This is a genomic window from Xanthobacter sp. NM-59 (assembly GCF_021401125.1).
GTDB lineage: Bacteria > Pseudomonadota > Alphaproteobacteria > Rhizobiales > Xanthobacteraceae > Xanthobacter.
The window spans coordinates 616,277-633,034 of the sequence record NZ_JACBFQ010000001.1 but is presented as its reverse complement, the minus strand read 5'-3'; the positions used below and the strand labels follow the sequence as shown (position 1 = coordinate 633,034).

Below are 16,758 nucleotides of genomic sequence, written 5' to 3'. Positions count from 1 at the left end.
TTTCTGGCGCATTCGCGCCAGGGCGCGTGCGAGCCGCCTGGGACATGGCTGCCGGATGTTTGTCGAGCACGCCTTGCATGCCAGCTGCAATTCGCGAGGCTCCGGGGCAGGGGTCTCCCCTTTGTTTGAGCCGGCAGCAAAGCCGGTTTAGATGGTGCACCGACGGGATTCCGTTGGATCCGGTTCTGCACGCGCATCATCTGCGCGTTCGCGAGGTGCCCATGTCCTATCCCGCGTCCCTCAGGGTCACAATTCTCGGCTGCGGCTCGTCAGGCGGAGTGCCTCGCGTTGGCCAGGGCTGGGGGGCATGTGATCCACGGGAGCCGCGCAATCGACGCCTGCGCTGCTCCATTCTCGTGGAGCGCCTGACCGTGGGCGGTACCACGCGTGTGCTGGTGGACACCTCTCCCGATCTGCGCCAGCAACTGCTGGCCGCTGATGTGGGCGCCTTGGACGGCGTTCTGTTCACACACGCGCATGCGGACCATACACACGGCATCGATGATCTGCGTCCGCTGGCCATCGAGCACCGCCGGCGCATCGATATCTATGCCGACGATGACACGCTCGGCGCGCTGCATAAGCGCTTTGGATATTGCTTCCAGACGCCTCCGGGCAGTGGCTATCCGCCCATTCTCAATGCGCACCGCCTGGAGGACGGGCGGGAGATCGTCATCGATGGGCCTGGCGGCGCTATCGTGGCTCTGCCGTTTCGCCAGCATCATGGCGAGATCGACTCATTCGGGTTTCGCTTCGAGGGTGTGGCCTATTCGAGCGACGTCAACGGGCTACCGGAAAGCTCCATGAGCCGGTTGCGGCATTTGGACGTTTGGATCGTCGATGCCCTGCGCGAGCATCCCCATCCGTCGCATTTCACGGTGGCGGAGGCCCTGAGCCACATCCAGGCGCTCACGCCGCGACGCGCCATTCTGACGGATCTTCACACGGACCTCGACTACCGGACCCTGGCAGGAGTTCTTCCGGAAGGCGTCGTGCCCGCCTTCGATGGCCTCACCTTCACGGTGCCGGCCGGGCGCCAGAACCGGCTTGCGGTAGAGCAGGGCGAGACGCCCTGAACCGGCCATCGCAACACGGCGACGATTCGCCTGATGCTTCTAATGTCATCTATATCAGATTGTTTTTAAAAGATAATTTTGTGAATGCGCGCGGATGTCCTTGATACTCGGGGTGGCAGCGGCGATGGTCACTCGGGCGGTCAGGGAAACGGATATCGACTATTTATATTCCATAATATCTCTTCTGCGACTCATACCGTGAGCTTCCACAGCGTGCGCTTGTTGTATTAATTTACCGTGTCCGCAGGACCCTTCAGGTGTCGCGACCGGACGACAGAGCTATCCGGCAAGCGGTGGCGCGGAGCGGCTCTACCTGCCTGGTGGGCGGAGGCGCCATGGGACTGGGGCTGGGACGAGGCTCCCCGCCCTGCCCTTGCAGTCCCCGTCCGCGGCCTTATCAGCAGCGCTAACCCACGGATCCGCTGCGTGGATATACAGGCTTAATATCCACCAACGCGGTTCCGTCCACGCAATCAAGTCCGCGCACGGTAAGCGTGAGCTGATCGATCTTGAGTAGCGAAACGAAGGATGAGGCGATGGGGTTCGGTCGTGCCGGGGAGCGCAAGGCGAAGGTGCCGATCGGCGGCTGGCCCCGTGGGGTCTGGAGAACCAGGTCACGCCGCGCCTGCCCCATCCAGTATAGGATCTGGAGCCGTTCATTGCCTTCGATGCCCTTGAGGGCGTCCCGCCAGCGCGGATCGACCTCGATGGTGCAGATTGGCCCGGAAACGGAGTCGCCCTGCCGGGGGCATTCCGCGCGGAGGCTCCACGGCGTGCGGATGCGTCCAATGAAATAGATCTGTGCGTCGAACCCGCCGGGCAGATCAATGCGGAGCTCCCCGGCGCGCATGCCTCCAGCCATTGCGGGGTCTTCGGTGTCCTCAATGGCCATGGCGCGCTCCGGTTTGGCGTGGGAAACGGCTTCGCTTCCCCGCGCTTGGGAGCTTAAAGTGCGGCGCAAGTGCTTCAAGGAGAACCCGATGGAACCATCCCGCGACATTGCGCGCCTGATTGAGATCATGGCGGCGCTGCGGACCCCCGAGACGGGCTGCCCGTGGGACCTGGAGCAGTCCTTCGCGACCGTGGCGCCTTACACCATCGAAGAAGCCTATGAGGTGCTGGACGCCATCGCTCGCAATGATCTCGGGGATTTGCGGGAGGAGCTGGGAGACCTGCTGTTGCAGGTGGTCTTTCACGCCCGCCTGGCGCAGGAGCAGGGCGCCTTCGACTTCGGCGGCGTGGTGGAGGCCATCACGCAGAAGCTCATCCGGCGGCACCCCCATGTTTTCGGTGATGCGCGGAGCCTTTCGCCGGAACGGGTGAAGGCCCTGTGGGGTGAGATCAAAGCGGAAGAGAAGGCCGAGCGGGCGGAACGGCGCGCGGCAGCCGGGCTGGCGGAAGAAGAGGATGCGGGGACCCTGTCCGGCGTCCCCCTGCCCTTGCCTGCCCTCACCCGCGCCTTGAAGCTGCAGGAAAAAGCGGCTCGCGTAGGGTTTGACTGGGATGACGCCCGCCAGGTGCTGGCCAAGATCCGGGAGGAGGCAGACGAGGTGTCCGAAGCCCTCGACCAGGGGGGCCTGGACGCCGTGCGCGATGAAATCGGCGACCTGCTGTTCGCCGTGACCAATCTGGCGCGCCATGCCGGTGTCGATCCGGAAAGTGCCCTGCGCGGAACGAATGAGAAATTCGCCCGTCGCTTCCGTCATATCGAGAGCAAGCTGGCGCTGGACGGGATGACGCCCAGTGACGCCGATCTCCCGCGCATGGAAGCCCTTTGGGAAGACGCCAAGCAAAAGGAGCGAGGGGCGGCTTAAGCCGCCCCTGGAGGCAGCACAGGCTCGCTTGTCTAGGCGCCGTGGACGCTGCGGCTGCCGAAGCGCCGCTTCACCAGGCCGGCCTTTTCCGGTGCGACACGGATCTTCACCTGCATGGCGCCATCCGCGCTCAGGTTGCGTTCCAGCACCTCACCGTGGCGATAGAGCCAGCCCATGCCTTCGCCGTCTTCCGCAGGAAGCGTGACGGCAAGGGTGGCCCGCCCGGCGGTGATCCGCCGCTCCACCACATCGAGCAGGTCGGTCATCCCCTCCCCGCTCAGGGCGGAGACCACAACGGCCGCATCCGCTTCTGCCATGCGCCGCGCGCTGTTGAGCACGGCTTCGCGGGCGTCCGGATCTAGGCGGTCAATCTTGTTCCAGACCTCAAGGACACGGCCGCCGGGCTGGATCTCAACGCCGAGCTCCGCCAGCACATCGGCCACGTCCGCGGCCTGCGCCTCGGTGTCCGGGTGGGAGATGTCCCGCACGTGGAGGATGAGATCGGCTTCCAAGACCTCTTCAAGAGTCGCGCGGAACGCGGCGACGAGCTGGGTCGGCAGCTCCGAGATGAAGCCCACCGTGTCCGAGAGGATGACCCGCGTGCCGTGCGGCAGGTCGACCGCCCGCAAAGTGGGATCGAGGGTCGCGAACAGCAGGTCCTGGGCGGTCACGTCCGCCTGGGTCAAACGATTGAAAAGAGTGGATTTCCCAGCATTGGTATAACCCACCAGCGCCACCACGGGGTAGGGCACCCGCTTGCGGCTGGCGCGGTGCAGGCCGCGCGTGCGCTTGACCTGCTGGAGCTCCTTCTCGATCCGCACGATGCGCTCGCCGATGATCCGGCGGTCCGCCTCGATCTGCGTCTCACCCGGGCCGCCCAGGAAGCCGAAGCCGCCGCGTTGGCGTTCCAGATGGGTCCACGACCGCACGAGCCGCGAGCGCTGGTAATTGAGGTGGGCAAGCTCCACCTGCAACGCGCCCTCCTTGGTGCGGGCGCGCTGACCGAAGATCTCCAGAATCAGGGCAGTGCGGTCCACCACCTTGGTGGACCAGGCACGCTCCAGATTGCGCTGCTGAACCGGGCTCAAGGCCGCATCGAAGAAGACGAGATCGACACTCTCGGCCTTCACCACGCCCTCGATTTCCTCAACCTTTCCGGTTCCCAGATAGGTGGCCGGGCGGATTTCGGACAAAGGCACGAGGCCTGAATAAACGACACTGAGATTGTCGATCGCGGCGGCAAGCCCCACCGCTTCATCAAGCCGGGACTGGGGCTCGCGCCGCTCCGTGGCGCCGCGCAGGGCGCGCCGGGTCTGGTAGGGCGTGATCACCGCGCACCGCGTCGGCGGGGCCCGGCGATCCACACCAGCTCCGGAGGAACTGACCTCGGTCGAGGGGGCGGGCTCCCCGCCCCTCTTTTTCTGCTCATGAACGCCTGTCATGAACGCCTTTCAAGAACGCCACTCATCGGGAACACCGCTCCAGGTGCCGGGGATGCACCCGAGGGATGCACCTCAGGAACGCATCCTTGGCGGACCTTGTACAACGTCGGTCAGGCCTTTTCCGTTCCCTCGTCCGCCGGGTCGAACAATTGCACCGGGTGGCCGGGCATGATGGTGGAAATCGCATGCTTGTAGACGAGCTGAGAATGACCATCGCGCCGCAGCAGGACGCAGAAATTATCAAACCAAGTGACGACGCCCTGCAACTTCACCCCATTCACCAGGAAAATCGTGAGGGGAGTCTTATTTTTGCGGACGTGATTGAGAAAAGTATCTTGCAGATTCTGTGTCCGTTCCGCCGCCATTTTCGTATCCATTTGTTTCGGCGTTGAACCCACGGTCGATGCAATTATGCGTTGCCCGATGATCCATGGGAGTTATCAGCTTACAATGGCACAGACCGAGGGCAGCGCAATACTATTTTGCTGCGCAGCGACCGTGCACACCGCCGCAGTCACTGGGAAAACTCAGTGAAATCGTGGAATTTTCGCCTGAGCAGGGTGGCCACCGGGCCCGGCTTACCACTCCCCACGGGCTCCCCATCAATGGCGATGACAGGCATCACCAGCGTCGAGGCGGCGGTGATGAAAGCTTCCGCAGCGCCATGGGCCTCGGCCAGGGTAAAGGGGCGCTCTTCCAGCCGGTAGCCGAGGGCGCTCGCCTCCTCCATCACCACAGTGCGGGTGATTCCCCGCAGGATCCCCTCCTCCGCCGGGCGGGTTACGATGGTGCCGTCGGCCGTGACGATCCAGGCGTTTGTGGAGGCGCCCTCCGTCACATGGCCACTGGCATCGACAAACCAGGCATCGCGGGCCCCCGCTTCCTTCGCGGCCTGCTTGGCGAGCACGTTAGGCAGCAGGCCGACACTCTTGATATCGACGCGGGCCCAGCGATTTTCCGGCACGCTGATGACCTTGACGCCCGACGCGGCAAGGGTCTCCTGGCTCGCGAAGTCCGAGCGGCGGGCCGTTACCACCACGCTCGGTGGGGTCTGCGGCGCGGGAAAGACGTGGTCGCGCCGGGCGACGCCGCGGGTCACCTGAAGATAGACCATGCCGTTCACAACGCCGTTGCGCCGAACGGTCTCGTGCAGCACGAGCGAAAGCGCCGCACGGCTCATGGGAGCGGCAATGCGCAGCTCGCTCAGGGAACGATCCAGGCGATCGAGATGGCGCCGCTCGTCGATGAGGTGGCCGCCGCGCACCTCGCAGACCTCATAGACGCCGTCGGCGAACTGATAGCCGCGATCCTCCACATGGATGGAGGCATCTTGGTGAGGCACATAGCGGCCGTTGACATAGGCAATGCGGGACATGAACCAACCCGGACGATCAAGTTGCGGGACTTATAGCGGAAATCCGAGCCCTCAGGTGCGCCACACGGCGAGATGCAGCATGACGAAAAAGCCGATCACCTCAAGGCGCCCGGCGATCATGCCCAAGCCAGCGACCAGAACCGACGCGGTGGGCAGGCTCCCCAATGGGGGCCAGCTGCCGCCGGCGTCGTAAACCGGCCCGGTATTGCTGATGACGGCGGCGCCGGCCGCAAGGGCGGCATCGAAGCTGGGCAGGCCGGGGGCCAGGGCGATAATCAGCAGACCATAGACGGCGAACAGGGTGGCGGCGCCCACCCACACCCCGCGCATGGCCGAGCCGACCCCGCCTTCGCCCAGCGACGCCGGCTGCACCAGATGGGGATAGACGAGGCGCAACAGATCCCCCCTCGCGCGCAGCAGCATGGCCCGCAGCCGCAGCATCTTCAGCCCGCCCGCGACCGACAGCGCACCGCCGCCGAGCAGCACGACGGCAATCACCAACCCCAGGGGCAGGTTCGCATAGGTGCCGTCATGGGGGCCAATGCCGCTGGTGGAGATGAGGGAAGCGGCCGTGAACAGCCCGTCGCGCACCGCCGTCAGCGCCGGCATGCTGGAACCACGGAACAGAACCACGCCCAGCACCACGCCCAGCACCGCCCAATAGGCCAGGATGACGAGGCTTTCCTTCTGCTCCGGCGCGGCATGCACGCGGCGCGAGACGAGCGCGCGATGCCAGCGCACCGATGTGGCGCTCCACAGCAGGAAGGGCAGCAGCAGCCACTTGGGGCTCTCCTCCAGCGCCAAGGCGAGCTGGGCTTCCGGCGGCAGGTGCGCCCCCGCGGAAGCCACGGCGGTGGCCAGGGTGAAGGAGACATAAAGGCTGTGCCCGCCCATCAGCATCACCAGCAGGGCAAGGCCCGTCAGGGCGATGTAGAGCGGTGCCGTATCCAGCGCCACGGCCCGCAGGTCGAGGGCATCGAGGGCAACGCCGCCCGTGGCCGTGCGATCGGGCAGGCCGCCCAGGCCCGCCGGAGCCAGAACCGTGACCACCGACACAACGGTGAGCAGCCCGCCGCACCATTGCAGCAGCGCGAGCCAGACATAGAGGCTCTCCGGTCCGTGCCGCAGGGACGTGATGCCGGTGGTGGTGAAGGCGGAAACGGCTTCCAGCCAAGCCGCCAAAGGCGAAAGCCCGGAGACAACGGCCACCGCCGGTGTGGCCGCCAGGGGCAGCACCGCCCACAGCACGGTGAGCCCCGCCAGCCCATGGGCGCGGCGCAGCTGCAGCGACGAGCCATCGGTGGTGAAGCGCACCATCAGCGCCAGGAACAGGCAATAGCCGCTGGTGGCCAGATAGACCGCCAGATGGGTGCCCCCCTCGTGCGCCTCCACCAGTGCCGGAATGAGCGCCAGCAGGCCGATGGCGGCCAGCGCGGCGGCGAGCGGGCGTGCCGCATTGATCATGATGCGGCACCCTCTCGCGCATTGAGCCGACGCGTTTTCTTCACACCCACCGGCATACGGTTCGCTCGAAATGCCTCTCGCGCGTTTCTCGTTCCCATGTGATGCCGCCTGTTATGCCGCCTGCTCGGGGTGGTCGGGTTTGCACGGCTGCCTCACGCGCAGCGGAGCCGCTCGGCCAGCGCCCTAGAAGAACTCGAGCGCCACACGGAACAGCTGCTCCACCCGCTTGATGCGATCGCCCAGGGCGAAGAGCACGACCCGGTCATGGGCGCGGACAACGAAATCACCCCGCGGCTGCATCACCTGCCCCGCGCGGACGACGGCGCCGATGCGCAGCCCGTCCAGCATGTCGAGGTCGCGCAGGGTCTTGCCCACCAGCGGCGAGGTTTCCAGCGCCTCCGCCTCAATCATCTCGCCAGTGCCGTCGAGCAAGGCGTGAACACCGCGGATGCGGCCGCGCCGCACATGCTGGAGCACCTTGGAAACGGTGATCTGGCGCGGATTCACATGGGCATCGATGCCCAGGCCCCGGGCGAAGGCGGCATAGCCCTGCTCGTTCAGCAGCGCCAGGATGCGCTTGGCTCCGATCTGCTTCGACAGCAGGCAGGACAGGATGTTGATGCGGTCGTCATTGGTGAGGGCGATCATGGTGTCCGCCTCGCCGACGCCGGCCTCGTCCAGGATGGTCCGGTCGAGCGCATCGCCGTTCAGCACCACGGCGCGCGAGAGCACCTCCGCAATGCTCTGGGCGCGGTCCTTTGAGCTCTCGATCACCTTGATGCGGGCCGCCGGATTACGCCGCTCCAGCTCGCTGGCGACGTAGAAGCCGATATTGCCGCCGCCGGCGACCACGATGCGCTGGCCGGGCGCTTCGTCATGGCCGAACAAAGCGAGGGCGCGCTGCACTTGGTCCGCCTTGGAGACGAAATACGCGACGTCCCCCACTTCCATCTGGTCGGTGGAGCGCGGAACCATGGTGCGGCCCTTGCGGCTCACGGCCACGATGGTCGCCTGGACATCGGGGAAGAGCTGGGTGAGCTGGTTGAGCGGCGTGTTGATGATGGGGCACTCTTCGCCGCACAGCACGCCCACCACCACGATGGCGCCGTCAGCAAAGCTGACCGTGTCGATGGCGCCGGGCAGGGAAAGCCGGCGCAGCACCATCTCGCCCACCTCGATTTCCGGCGAGATCACCACATCGATGGGCAGGTGATCGCGCGAGAGCAGATCGCGCCATTCGGGCTGCAGGTAAGTCTGCGCGCGGATGCGGGCGACCTTGGTGGGCACATTGAACAAAGCGTGGCCCACCTGGCAGGCCACCATGTTCACTTCATCATGCAAGGTGACGGCAATGAGCATGTCCGCCTGCTCGATGCCGGCGCGGGCGAGGATGTCCGGATGCGAGCCCCAGCCCACAACGCCGCGCACATCGAGCTGCTCGGTGACGGACTGGATGCGGCGGGCGTCGGAATCGATGATCGAAACATCGTTCTGCTCCCCGGCGAGGCGCTCGGCGATGCCAAACCCCACCTGCCCTGCCCCGCAGATCACGACTCTCATGGAGTTCCCCTCGCCTACCGGAACCGGCCGGCCCCAGATCCCCGCACCTCGCTACCGCGCCGCAACGCGGGACAGCGGCGCACGCCCGCCCGATTCTGCCCGAAGCTAGGCGTTTCCCGCGCCGATGACGAGTCCGGCGGCGCGGGTTTCCAGAGGGGGCGGCGGTGCTCAGCCGACTCCCAGCGCCTTGAGCTTGCGGTGCAGCGCGGAGCGCTCCATTCCCACGAATTCCGCGGTGCGCGAGATGTTGCCGCCGAAGCGGTTGATCTGAGCCGCCAGATATTCGCGCTCGAACACCTCGCGCGCCTCCCGCAGGGGCAGGCCCATGAGGTGCTCGCCGCCATTGCCGTTGGGCAGGCTGGGCACGAGGGCGCCCACGTCCTGTGGCAGCATGGCGGCGGTGATGGTGGCCTCGGGGTCGCCGCCGGCGAGAATCAGCAGGCGTTCCACATTGTTGCGCAGCTGGCGGACATTGCCGGGCCAGTCGTGGCTCTGCAGCACAGCCATCGCGTCCTCGCCGATGGGGCGGCGCGGCATGCCGGTGGTCTGGGAGATGGTGTCGACGAAGAAGTCCACCAGGTCAGGAATATCCTCGCGCCGCTCCGCCAGCGGCGGCACGCGGATCGGCACCACTGACAGGCGGTGGTAGAGGTCCTCGCGGAAATGCCCCTTGGCGATCTCCTCTTCCAGGTTGCGGGCGGTGGAAGAGACGATGCGCACGTCGACGCTCAGCCGCTCGTTGGAACCGACGCGGGTGAAGCTCTGCTCCACCAGCACGCGCAGCACCCGGTTCTGGGTTTCGCGCGACATGTCGGCGATCTCGTCCAGGAACAGGGTGCCGCCGTGGGCCTCCTCCAGCGCGCCGCGCTTGGCCTCCCGGCCCTCCCCCTCGGCCACGCCGAACAGCTCGAACTCCAGCCGCTCCGGGGTGATGGATGCGGAATTCAGCACCACGAACGGCCCCTGAGCCCGCGCCGAGGCAGCGTGGATCATCCGCGCCGCAAGCTCCTTGCCCGAGCCGGAAGGCCCGACGATGAGGATCCGGCTGTTGGTGGGGCCGACGCGATCGATGGTCGACTTCAACTGCTGCACGGCGCTGGAGCGGCCCACCAGCATGCGGGCATTGGGCGCCAGCTGCTTCAGCTCTTTCAGCTCGCGCTTCAGGCGCAGGGTTTCCAGCGCCCGTTCGGCGATCATCACCAGCCGGTCGGCATTGAACGGCTTCTCGATGAAGTCATAGGCGCCGCGCTTGATGGCGGCGACGGCGGTCTCGATATTGCCGTGACCGGAGATCATCACCACCGGAACGTCCGGATGCTGTGTCTTGATCTCATTGAGCAATTCCAGCCCATCCAGGCGGCTGCCCTGGAGCCAGATGTCGAGGAAGATGAGGTTCGGGCGCCGCGTGGCGATGGCGGCGAGCGCGCCGTCGGCCTCGCGAGCGGTGCGGGCGGAATAGCCCTCGTCCTCGAGGATACCCGCGACAAGCTCGCCGATGTCGGCCTCGTCGTCGACGATGAGGATGTCCATGGCCATGTCTCAGGCTCTCCCGGAAGCAGGGGGGGAAGGCAGCGTCGCATCCGCCTTGGCGTTGCCGGCGGGCTGGCCGTCGACACGCAGGCGCAGGCGGATCCAGGCGCCGCGTCCTTCCGGTGAATCGTTGAGTTCGATGGAGCCGCCGTGCTCCTCCATGATCTTGCCCACGATGGCCAGGCCAAGGCCCGTGCCCTTCTCGCGGGTGGTCACGTAGGGCTCAAGCAGGCGGTTCCGCTTGTCCTGGGGAAGGCCCATGCCGGTGTCGACGATGTCGACCACCAGATCCTCGCCCACCTGCTCGGCCTTCACCTTGATGCGCGGCGTGCCGCGTTCATTTTCAGGAACACCATCAATGGCTTCGGCGGCATTCTTGAGAATATTGGTGAGCGCCTGGGAGATCAGGCGCCGGTCATAGCGGGCCGGCAGGGCGGTTGGCAGATCGGTTTCAAAGGTGATGGCAGGATGCCCCACCCGCATCAGGAAAACCGCCTGGCGGATGGTTTCGGCAAGGTCCTGCGCGTCCACCACGGGCTTCGGCATGCGGGCGAAGGAGGAGAACTCGTCCACCATGCGCCCAATGTCGCCCACCTGGCGGATAATGGTATCCGTGCACTGGTCAAACACGTCGCGGTCCTGGGTGATGTGACGCCCATACTTGCGCTTCAGCCGCTCGGCCGAGAGCTGGATGGGCGTGAGCGGGTTCTTGATTTCATGGGCGATGCGCCGCGCCACGTCGGCCCATGCCGACGTCCGCTGCGCGGTGATCAGCGCCGTGATGTCGTCGAGGGTGACCACCCAGCCGTGGTCGGCTTCGGACGACTGTTCGGTGGTGACGCGCATGGCGAACACGCGCTCGCGCCCGTCGCGCTGCAGTGTGATGTTGCCCTGCACGATGCGCTCGCCGGCATTCTCGGCCTCGGCGATCAGGTCCGCCGTTTCCGGCACCACTTCCGCCAGCTTGCGGCCGAGGGCCTCCGCCTCGGTCAGGCCCAGCAGGCGCTCGGCCGAGCGGTTGAGGATGGTGACGCGCTCATCGGCATCGAGGCCGATAACCCCGGCGCCGACGCCCGCCAGCACCGCCTCGGTGAAGCGGCGGCGGCTGTCGATCTGGTCGCGGGCGCGCACGATATCGTTGCGCTGGGTCTTCAGCTCCGAGGTCATGTTGTTGAAGGTCTCGCCCAAGGTCGCGAGGTCGCCTTCGGATTTATGCACCGGCACCTGCACGTCGAGATTGCCTGCCGCGACGCGGTCGGCCGCCCACATGAGCCGCCGGATGGGCGCCACCAGCCATTTCGAGAAGTTGATGGCCAGCCACACCGCCGAGAGCAGGACGATGAGTGTGATGAGCGCATACATCAGCGCGAAGGCGAGCTGCACATTGAAGCGCCGCTCCTCCAGCGCCCGGTAGTCCGCCAGCGTGTCGTGGGTGATTTTCAGGAAGCCGAAGACCCGCGGATCGATGGGCCGCGCCACATAGAGGTAGAGGTCGTTGAAATTGGAGAGCGGCACCACGGCGCCCACGAAATCCGCATCGGAGGGCAGATAGATGATGGGCTGCTCGGCGGTGGCCTCGCCGATGGCGATGTTGGCGGGCACCAGATATTCCCGCTCGGTGTGCAGGGCCGTCCGCTCCACGGTCGAGAGGTCGCGGCGGATGATTTGCGCGCCCGGCACGTTTCGCAGCGCGGCCTGGGCCGTGAAGATCTGCTGGAACTTCTCCTTGTCGCTGTCATAGAGGCTCTTCAGCCGGGAGATGTCATTGGCCATGGCCAGCGCATCGCCGCGGATGGAAAGCGCATGCTCGCGCACATAATTCTGCGCGACGGACCCGGCCGTGACGACAATGTTCTGTGTGCGGCTGGCAAAGTAGCGGTCCAGGGAGCGGTCCAGGGTCAGGCTGGCCACGATGGCGACCACCACGGTGGGCACGACCGCGATGACCGTGAACAGGCCGACAATGCGGATCAGCAGCCGCGCTGCCGCACGCCCCCGCGCCCGTTCCCGGAAAATGCCCCACAGCTCGCGGATGATGATGGCGAGCAGGATCAGCCCCGCCACGCCGCAGCTGGTGAGCACGCCCACCACCACCTGGGGCGTGGGCACGATCCGCGTCAGGCCCATCAGAATGAGGAAGGCGGCGACCGCCAAAGCGAGCGCGACCACCACCACCGTGGGGGCGATGAACCGCGCCAAATGCCTGCGGCGGGGCTTCGGCAGGCCCGGGGCGTCGTCGGCCGGCGCATCCATCATCTGTCTGTCGTTCCTCGCATTCGGCTGCGCAACGCGCACCGCGACTCACACGCGGACAAGTTCTCAGCGCGTGATGCAGTGGAACGACACTGGTGCAAAAATGTGACATGCGCCACGGGCGCATGAAGTTGTACCCGGGTTGATGCAAGCGGGCAGGTAGCCGGATCCCTGGATCCGGGAATGCCGACGCGATAGCGAGCCTGCCCCCAGTCCCCCGGCGGAACCAAAGAGAAAGGCGCGGACACCCAATGGGCATCGGGCCTGCCGCCCCCTCACCTTTCGCCCCCACATGCGGCGCGCGAGAGGCGCCTGTGTCATCGCGCCGAGATGATGCCCGGCGCCGATGCGGTCAATTTTCGGCGCCCCACATCTGTGGAAAGCAGGGCGACCGGCCCGCCCCTGGCCTGCGATCAGCGACTGGTGCGGATCACCTGGATATCCAGATCCCGGATCTTCTTGCGCAGAGTGTTGCGGTTCAGACCCAGAAGCTCCGCCGCCTTGATCTGGTTCCCCCGCGTGGCGGCAAGCGCCGCGGAGAGCAGCGGATATTCCACGTCCTTCAGGATGCGGTGATAGAGCCCGGGCGGCGGCAGATCCTCTCCAAAGCCGGCAAAATAGTTGTTGAGATGCCGCTCCACCGAGGCCGCCAATGTGGCGTCCACCGGGCCTTCCTCATTGAGAGGATTGGGCAACGGCTCGGACAGCTCCACATCGATGATCGCCGGGGTGATGACCTCCTGCGGATAAAGCGCCGCAAGGCGTCGCACCAGGTTTTCCAGTTCGCGCACATTGCCCGGCCAGCGGTAGCGCTTCAGCCGATCCAGGGCCGCGGCATCCACTTGCTTCGCCGGCAAACCTTCCCGTTCCGCCTGCAGGAAGAAGTGGCGCACGAGGTCCGGCACGTCCTCGGAACGCTCACGCAACGGCGGAAGACGCAGCGGCACCACGTTGAGGCGGAAGAACAAATCCTCGCGAAACAGCCCCTGCTGGATCAGCGTGCGCAGATCCTTGTTGGTGGCGGCGATGATGCGCACGTCGGTCTTGATGGGCGTGCGCCCGCCGACGGTCGTGTACTCGCCCTGCTGGAGCACGCGCAGAAGGCGGGTCTGCGCCTCCATGGGCATGTCGCCGATCTCGTCCAGGAACAGGGTGCCGCCTTCCGCCTGCTCGAAGCGGCCGGGATTGCGGGTGGTGGCGCCGGTGAATGAGCCCTTCTCGTGGCCGAACAGCTCGGATTCGATCAGGTCCCGCGGGATGGCCGCCATGTTGATGGCCACGAACGGTCCGGTGCGGCGCTTGCCGTAATCGTGCAGCGCGCGGGCCACCAGCTCCTTGCCCGTGCCGCTCTCCCCCACGATCATCACCGTGAGGTCGGTCTGCATCAGGCGGGCGAGCAGGCGATAGATTTCCTGCATGGCGGGCGAACGGCCCACCAGGGGAATATTGTCCTGCTCCTCAGGCAGCAGGACGCCATTGTCGCCCTTCTTGGGCTCGGCCAAGGCGCGGCCGACAATAGAGATCAGCTCCTTCAGGTCGAACGGCTTGGGCAGGTATTCGTAGGCCCCGCGCTCAGAAGCGCGGATGGCGGTCATGAACGTGTTCTGCGCGCTCATGACGATGACGGGCAGGTCCGGCCGCGCCTTCTTGATGCGCGGCAGGAGGTCGAAGGCGTTCTCATCCGGCATCACCACGTCGGTGATGACCAGGTCGCCATCGCCCTGGCTCACCCAGCGCCAGAGGGTCGCCGCATTGCCGCAGGAGCGGACCTCGTATCCCGCCCGTGACAGGGCCTGATTGAGCACCGTGCGGATCGCTGCGTCGTCGTCGGCGACCAGGATGCTTCCCGTGGGCATGGACACCTCAATTGGCCTCTTTGGCAGGACTCGTGCCGCGATACATGGGCAGGAGCACTCGGAACGTGGTGCGGCGCGGCTGGCTTTCGCATTCGACGATGCCGCCATGGTCGCCAATGATCTTCGCGACCAAAGCAAGTCCGAGGCCACTGCCCGTGGGCTTGGTGGTCACGAACGGGTCGAACAGGTGCGGGACGAGATCGTCCGGCACGCCCTTGCCGTTGTCGCGCACGCAGAACTCAAGCGGCAGGCTGACCCTGGAGGAGACCCCGGGGACCGTGAGCCGCACGCCGGGGCGGAAGGCGGTGGTGAGCTGGATCTCCCCATCCGGGTCACCATCAATGGCCTCTGCCGCATTCTTCACCAGATTGAGGAACACCTGGATGAGCTGATCCCGATTCGCGAGCACCGGCGGCAGGGAGGGGTCGTAATCCTCCACGAAGCGGATGTTGCGGCCGAAGCCGCTCATGGCCAGCGTGCGCACATGCTCCAGCACGGCATGGATATTCACCGGCTCGCGCTCCACCGGGCGCTCGTCGGAAAACACCTCCATCCGGTCCACGAGCTTCACGATGCGGTCGGCCTCGTCGCAGATGAGGCGGGTCAGCGCCCGGTCCTCATCCCCGGCGGACTGCTCCAGCAGCTGGGCCGCGCCGCGAATACCCGAAAGCGGGTTCTTGATCTCATGCGCCAGCATGGAGGCGAGCGCGCTCACCGAGCGGGCGGCCCCGCGATGGGTGAGCTGGCGGTCCATCTTGTCGGCGATGGTACGCTCCTGGAGCATCACCACCACATGGTCCGGCCGCTCCGCCACCGGCGCCACGTGGATGTCCACGATCCGCTCGCCGCCATTGCGGGGCGTGCCGAGGTCCACGCGATACTCGTTCACGGGCGCGCCGCGCTGGCGCACCTGCTCGATCAGGCCCAGCAGCGGCGTGCCGAAGGGCACGAATTCCGTGAATGGCCGGCGCCGCAGCAGCGGCGCGCTCACCTCGAAAAATGCCTCCGCCGCCACATTGGCGTCCACCACATGCCCGGTATCGGAGATGGTGAATAAAGGGTGGGGCACGGCATCCAGGATCGCGCGGGTCAGGCACTGGTCCTGGTCTTGCTGGGAAGACTTGGTCTTGCTGGTCATTTTTCTGGCTTCGGCCGTCATGCCGCCGCCCTCCACATCAGTTCGTCATAGGCGGCCGCGATGCCGGCCTTTACCGCCGCCGGATCCTCGGCGGTGAGCAGGCGCGCGCGCCAACTGCGTGTCCATTCCTCGCCCTGCCCGCCCGCGGCATCGAGCGCCCAGCCCAGGTGCTTGCGCGCCTGGCGCAGGCCCAGTGCCGCGCCGTAGAGGGACAGCCAACCGTCATAGAGCTCCAGCAGCACGTCCCGCTGCTCCGCGAGGGGCGGGTCCTCCGCCACCGTGCCGTCCGCCAGCATCCGTGCCACCTGGCCCGGAAACCAGGGGCGGCCCTGCGCGCCGCGCCCGATCATCACCCCATTGGCGCCGGATGCCGCGAGCATGGCGGGCGCATCCTCCACCGCCGTCAGGTCCCCATTCGCGATCACCGGAATGGCCACGGCGTCCGTCACCGGCCGGATGGCCGCCCAATCGGCCCCGCCGGTATAGAACTGGCACCGGGTGCGGCCATGTACCGTGACCATGGCGAGGCCCGCCTCTTCCGCCATGCGCGCCAGCTGCACGGCGGTGGGGCTCGTCCCGTCCCAGCCGAGCCGGGTCTTCACCGTGACCGGCACCGAGACCGCGGCGCGCACCGCCTCCAGAATACGCCGCGCCAGCGGCAGGTCGCGCAGCAGGGCGGCGCCGGCCGCGCCGGTGGTGACGCGCTTGGCCGGGCAGCCCATATTGATGTCGATGAGGCCGGCGCCCGCGCTCTCGGCCATCCGCGCCGCTTCCGCCATCCAGTAGGCGTCGTTGCCGGCAATCTGCACCGCGTGCAGCGCCACGCCCTCCCCCTCGGCGCGCAGCATCATCTCCGGATGGCCTTCGAGTAGGGCATTGCTGGCCACCATTTCGGAAATGGTCATGCCAGCGCCATATCGCAGCGCCATGCGCCGCAAGGGCGCATCGGTGATGCCGGCCATGGGCGCGAGCAGAACCGCGTTGGGCAGCACATGGGGGCCGATCCGCAGCACCGTCGGCGGCGGGGCGGGCGTCGTCATGTGCGAAAGGGCGTCGTTTTGATGCACAGAAATTGGGCCAGGTCAGTGTTGCCTAGATCTTAGACATTTGCGGCGCCCGTGCAAGTGCAGTGTGCGCAGATGTGCGGCGCAGCACCAAATAGGGTCGATCACGCTTCCGTGGCTATCGCCCCTTGCGCGGGCCGGGAAGGCGCGCTTCAACACACCTTCGATGAACCCTGCGGCGCTCGG

General features: G+C 66.4%; 13 protein-coding genes. 2 read left to right on the top strand and 11 right to left on the bottom strand.

All coding sequences use genetic code 11. From position 1 onward, the window contains the following. Positions 1 to 44 precede the first annotated feature (44 nt). Positions 45 to 1,076, top strand: coding sequence for an MBL fold metallo-hydrolase (locus tag L0966_RS02965; RefSeq protein WP_370644259.1), 1,032 nt, complete (start codon positions 45 to 47; stop codon positions 1,074 to 1,076). Positions 1,077 to 1,482: 406 nt separating this feature from the next. Here the strand turns inward: L0966_RS02965 and L0966_RS02960 are convergent, their stop codons facing one another. Beyond that, a complete protein-coding gene (locus L0966_RS02960) occupies positions 1,483 to 1,968 on the bottom strand; it encodes an SAM-dependent methyltransferase (RefSeq protein ID WP_234050348.1) in 486 nt (161 codons plus the stop codon). An 88-nt stretch (positions 1,969 to 2,056) separates the two neighbouring features. Here L0966_RS02960 and mazG point away from each other — a divergent pair, with 88 nt between their 5' ends. Beyond that, positions 2,057 to 2,890, top strand: coding sequence for a nucleoside triphosphate pyrophosphohydrolase (gene mazG, locus L0966_RS02955; RefSeq protein ID WP_234050347.1), 834 nt, complete (start codon positions 2,057 to 2,059; stop codon positions 2,888 to 2,890). 32 nt (positions 2,891 to 2,922) lie between these two features. Here mazG and hflX read toward each other — a convergent pair whose 3' ends face one another. The 10 genes from hflX to dusB form a co-directional block, all read right to left on the bottom strand. After that, positions 2,923 to 4,332 carry a GTPase HflX gene (hflX, locus tag L0966_RS02950; protein WP_370640605.1) on the bottom strand — a complete coding sequence of 470 codons (1,410 nt, stop codon included), beginning with the start codon at positions 4,330 to 4,332 and terminating at the stop codon, positions 2,923 to 2,925. 110 nt (positions 4,333 to 4,442) lie between these two features. Then, positions 4,443 to 4,697: an RNA chaperone Hfq gene (gene hfq / locus L0966_RS02945; RefSeq protein WP_234050345.1), complete on the bottom strand. Its 255-nt coding sequence runs from the start codon at positions 4,695 to 4,697 to the stop codon at positions 4,443 to 4,445. Positions 4,698 to 4,846: 149 nt separating this feature from the next. Continuing rightward, the gene (locus tag L0966_RS02940; protein WP_234050344.1) at positions 4,847 to 5,707 is read right to left on the bottom strand and encodes a D-amino-acid transaminase; all 861 of its coding nucleotides are present in this window, start codon (positions 5,705 to 5,707) and stop codon (positions 4,847 to 4,849) included. Between the two features lie 51 nt (positions 5,708 to 5,758). Continuing rightward, positions 5,759 to 7,171: a hypothetical protein gene (locus L0966_RS02935; RefSeq protein WP_234050343.1), complete on the bottom strand. Its 1,413-nt coding sequence runs from the start codon at positions 7,169 to 7,171 to the stop codon at positions 5,759 to 5,761. 183 nt (positions 7,172 to 7,354) lie between these two features. Beyond that, positions 7,355 to 8,731 carry a Trk system potassium transporter TrkA gene (trkA, locus tag L0966_RS02930; RefSeq protein ID WP_234050342.1) on the bottom strand — a complete coding sequence of 459 codons (1,377 nt, stop codon included), beginning with the start codon at positions 8,729 to 8,731 and terminating at the stop codon, positions 7,355 to 7,357. A 168-nt stretch (positions 8,732 to 8,899) separates the two neighbouring features. Then, on the bottom strand, positions 8,900 to 10,267 hold the full coding sequence (locus L0966_RS02925; protein WP_234050341.1) for a sigma-54 dependent transcriptional regulator: 1,368 nt from the start codon (positions 10,265 to 10,267) through the stop codon (positions 8,900 to 8,902). A gap of 3 nt (positions 10,268 to 10,270) precedes the next feature. Continuing rightward, positions 10,271 to 12,517: a PAS domain-containing sensor histidine kinase gene (locus tag L0966_RS02920; RefSeq protein WP_234050340.1), complete on the bottom strand. Its 2,247-nt coding sequence runs from the start codon at positions 12,515 to 12,517 to the stop codon at positions 10,271 to 10,273. Between the two features lie 410 nt (positions 12,518 to 12,927). Next, a complete protein-coding gene (gene ntrC, locus L0966_RS02915; protein WP_234050339.1) occupies positions 12,928 to 14,370 on the bottom strand; it encodes a nitrogen regulation protein NR(I) in 1,443 nt (480 codons plus the stop codon). 7 nt (positions 14,371 to 14,377) lie between these two features. Next, positions 14,378 to 15,508 carry a nitrogen regulation protein NR(II) gene (locus L0966_RS02910; protein WP_234050338.1) on the bottom strand — a complete coding sequence of 377 codons (1,131 nt, stop codon included), beginning with the start codon at positions 15,506 to 15,508 and terminating at the stop codon, positions 14,378 to 14,380. Positions 15,509 to 15,525: 17 nt separating this feature from the next. Further along, complete coding sequence (gene dusB, locus L0966_RS02905) at positions 15,526 to 16,548, bottom strand: tRNA dihydrouridine synthase DusB (protein ID WP_234050337.1); 1,023 nt, start codon at positions 16,546 to 16,548, stop codon at positions 15,526 to 15,528. Positions 16,549 to 16,758 lie beyond the last annotated feature (210 nt).

Bases quoted from the DNA above. Each gene is read 5' to 3' on its own strand.
- L0966_RS02940 (WP_234050344.1), bottom strand. From the start codon at position 5,707: ATGTCCCGCATTGCCTATGTCAACGGCCGCTATGTGCCTCACCAAGAT.
- hflX (WP_370640605.1), bottom strand. From the start codon at position 4,332: ATGACAGGCGTTCATGAGCAGAAAAAGAGGGGCGGGGAGCCCGCCCCC.
- L0966_RS02910 (WP_234050338.1), bottom strand. From the start codon at position 15,508: ATGACCAGCAAGACCAAGTCTTCCCAGCAAGACCAGGACCAGTGCCTG.
- dusB (WP_234050337.1), bottom strand. From the start codon at position 16,548: ATGACGACGCCCGCCCCGCCGCCGACGGTGCTGCGGATCGGCCCCCAT.
- L0966_RS02925 (WP_234050341.1), bottom strand. From the start codon at position 10,267: ATGGCCATGGACATCCTCATCGTCGACGACGAGGCCGACATCGGCGAG.
- trkA (WP_234050342.1), bottom strand. From the start codon at position 8,731: ATGAGAGTCGTGATCTGCGGGGCAGGGCAGGTGGGGTTTGGCATCGCC.
- L0966_RS02935 (WP_234050343.1), bottom strand. From the start codon at position 7,171: ATGATCAATGCGGCACGCCCGCTCGCCGCCGCGCTGGCCGCCATCGGC.
- L0966_RS02920 (WP_234050340.1), bottom strand. From the start codon at position 12,517: ATGATGGATGCGCCGGCCGACGACGCCCCGGGCCTGCCGAAGCCCCGC.
- mazG (WP_234050347.1), top strand. From the start codon at position 2,057: ATGGAACCATCCCGCGACATTGCGCGCCTGATTGAGATCATGGCGGCG.
- L0966_RS02965 (WP_370644259.1), top strand. From the start codon at position 45: ATGGCTGCCGGATGTTTGTCGAGCACGCCTTGCATGCCAGCTGCAATT.
- hfq (WP_234050345.1), bottom strand. From the start codon at position 4,697: ATGGCGGCGGAACGGACACAGAATCTGCAAGATACTTTTCTCAATCAC.
- ntrC (WP_234050339.1), bottom strand. From the start codon at position 14,370: ATGCCCACGGGAAGCATCCTGGTCGCCGACGACGACGCAGCGATCCGC.
- L0966_RS02960 (WP_234050348.1), bottom strand. From the start codon at position 1,968: ATGGCCATTGAGGACACCGAAGACCCCGCAATGGCTGGAGGCATGCGC.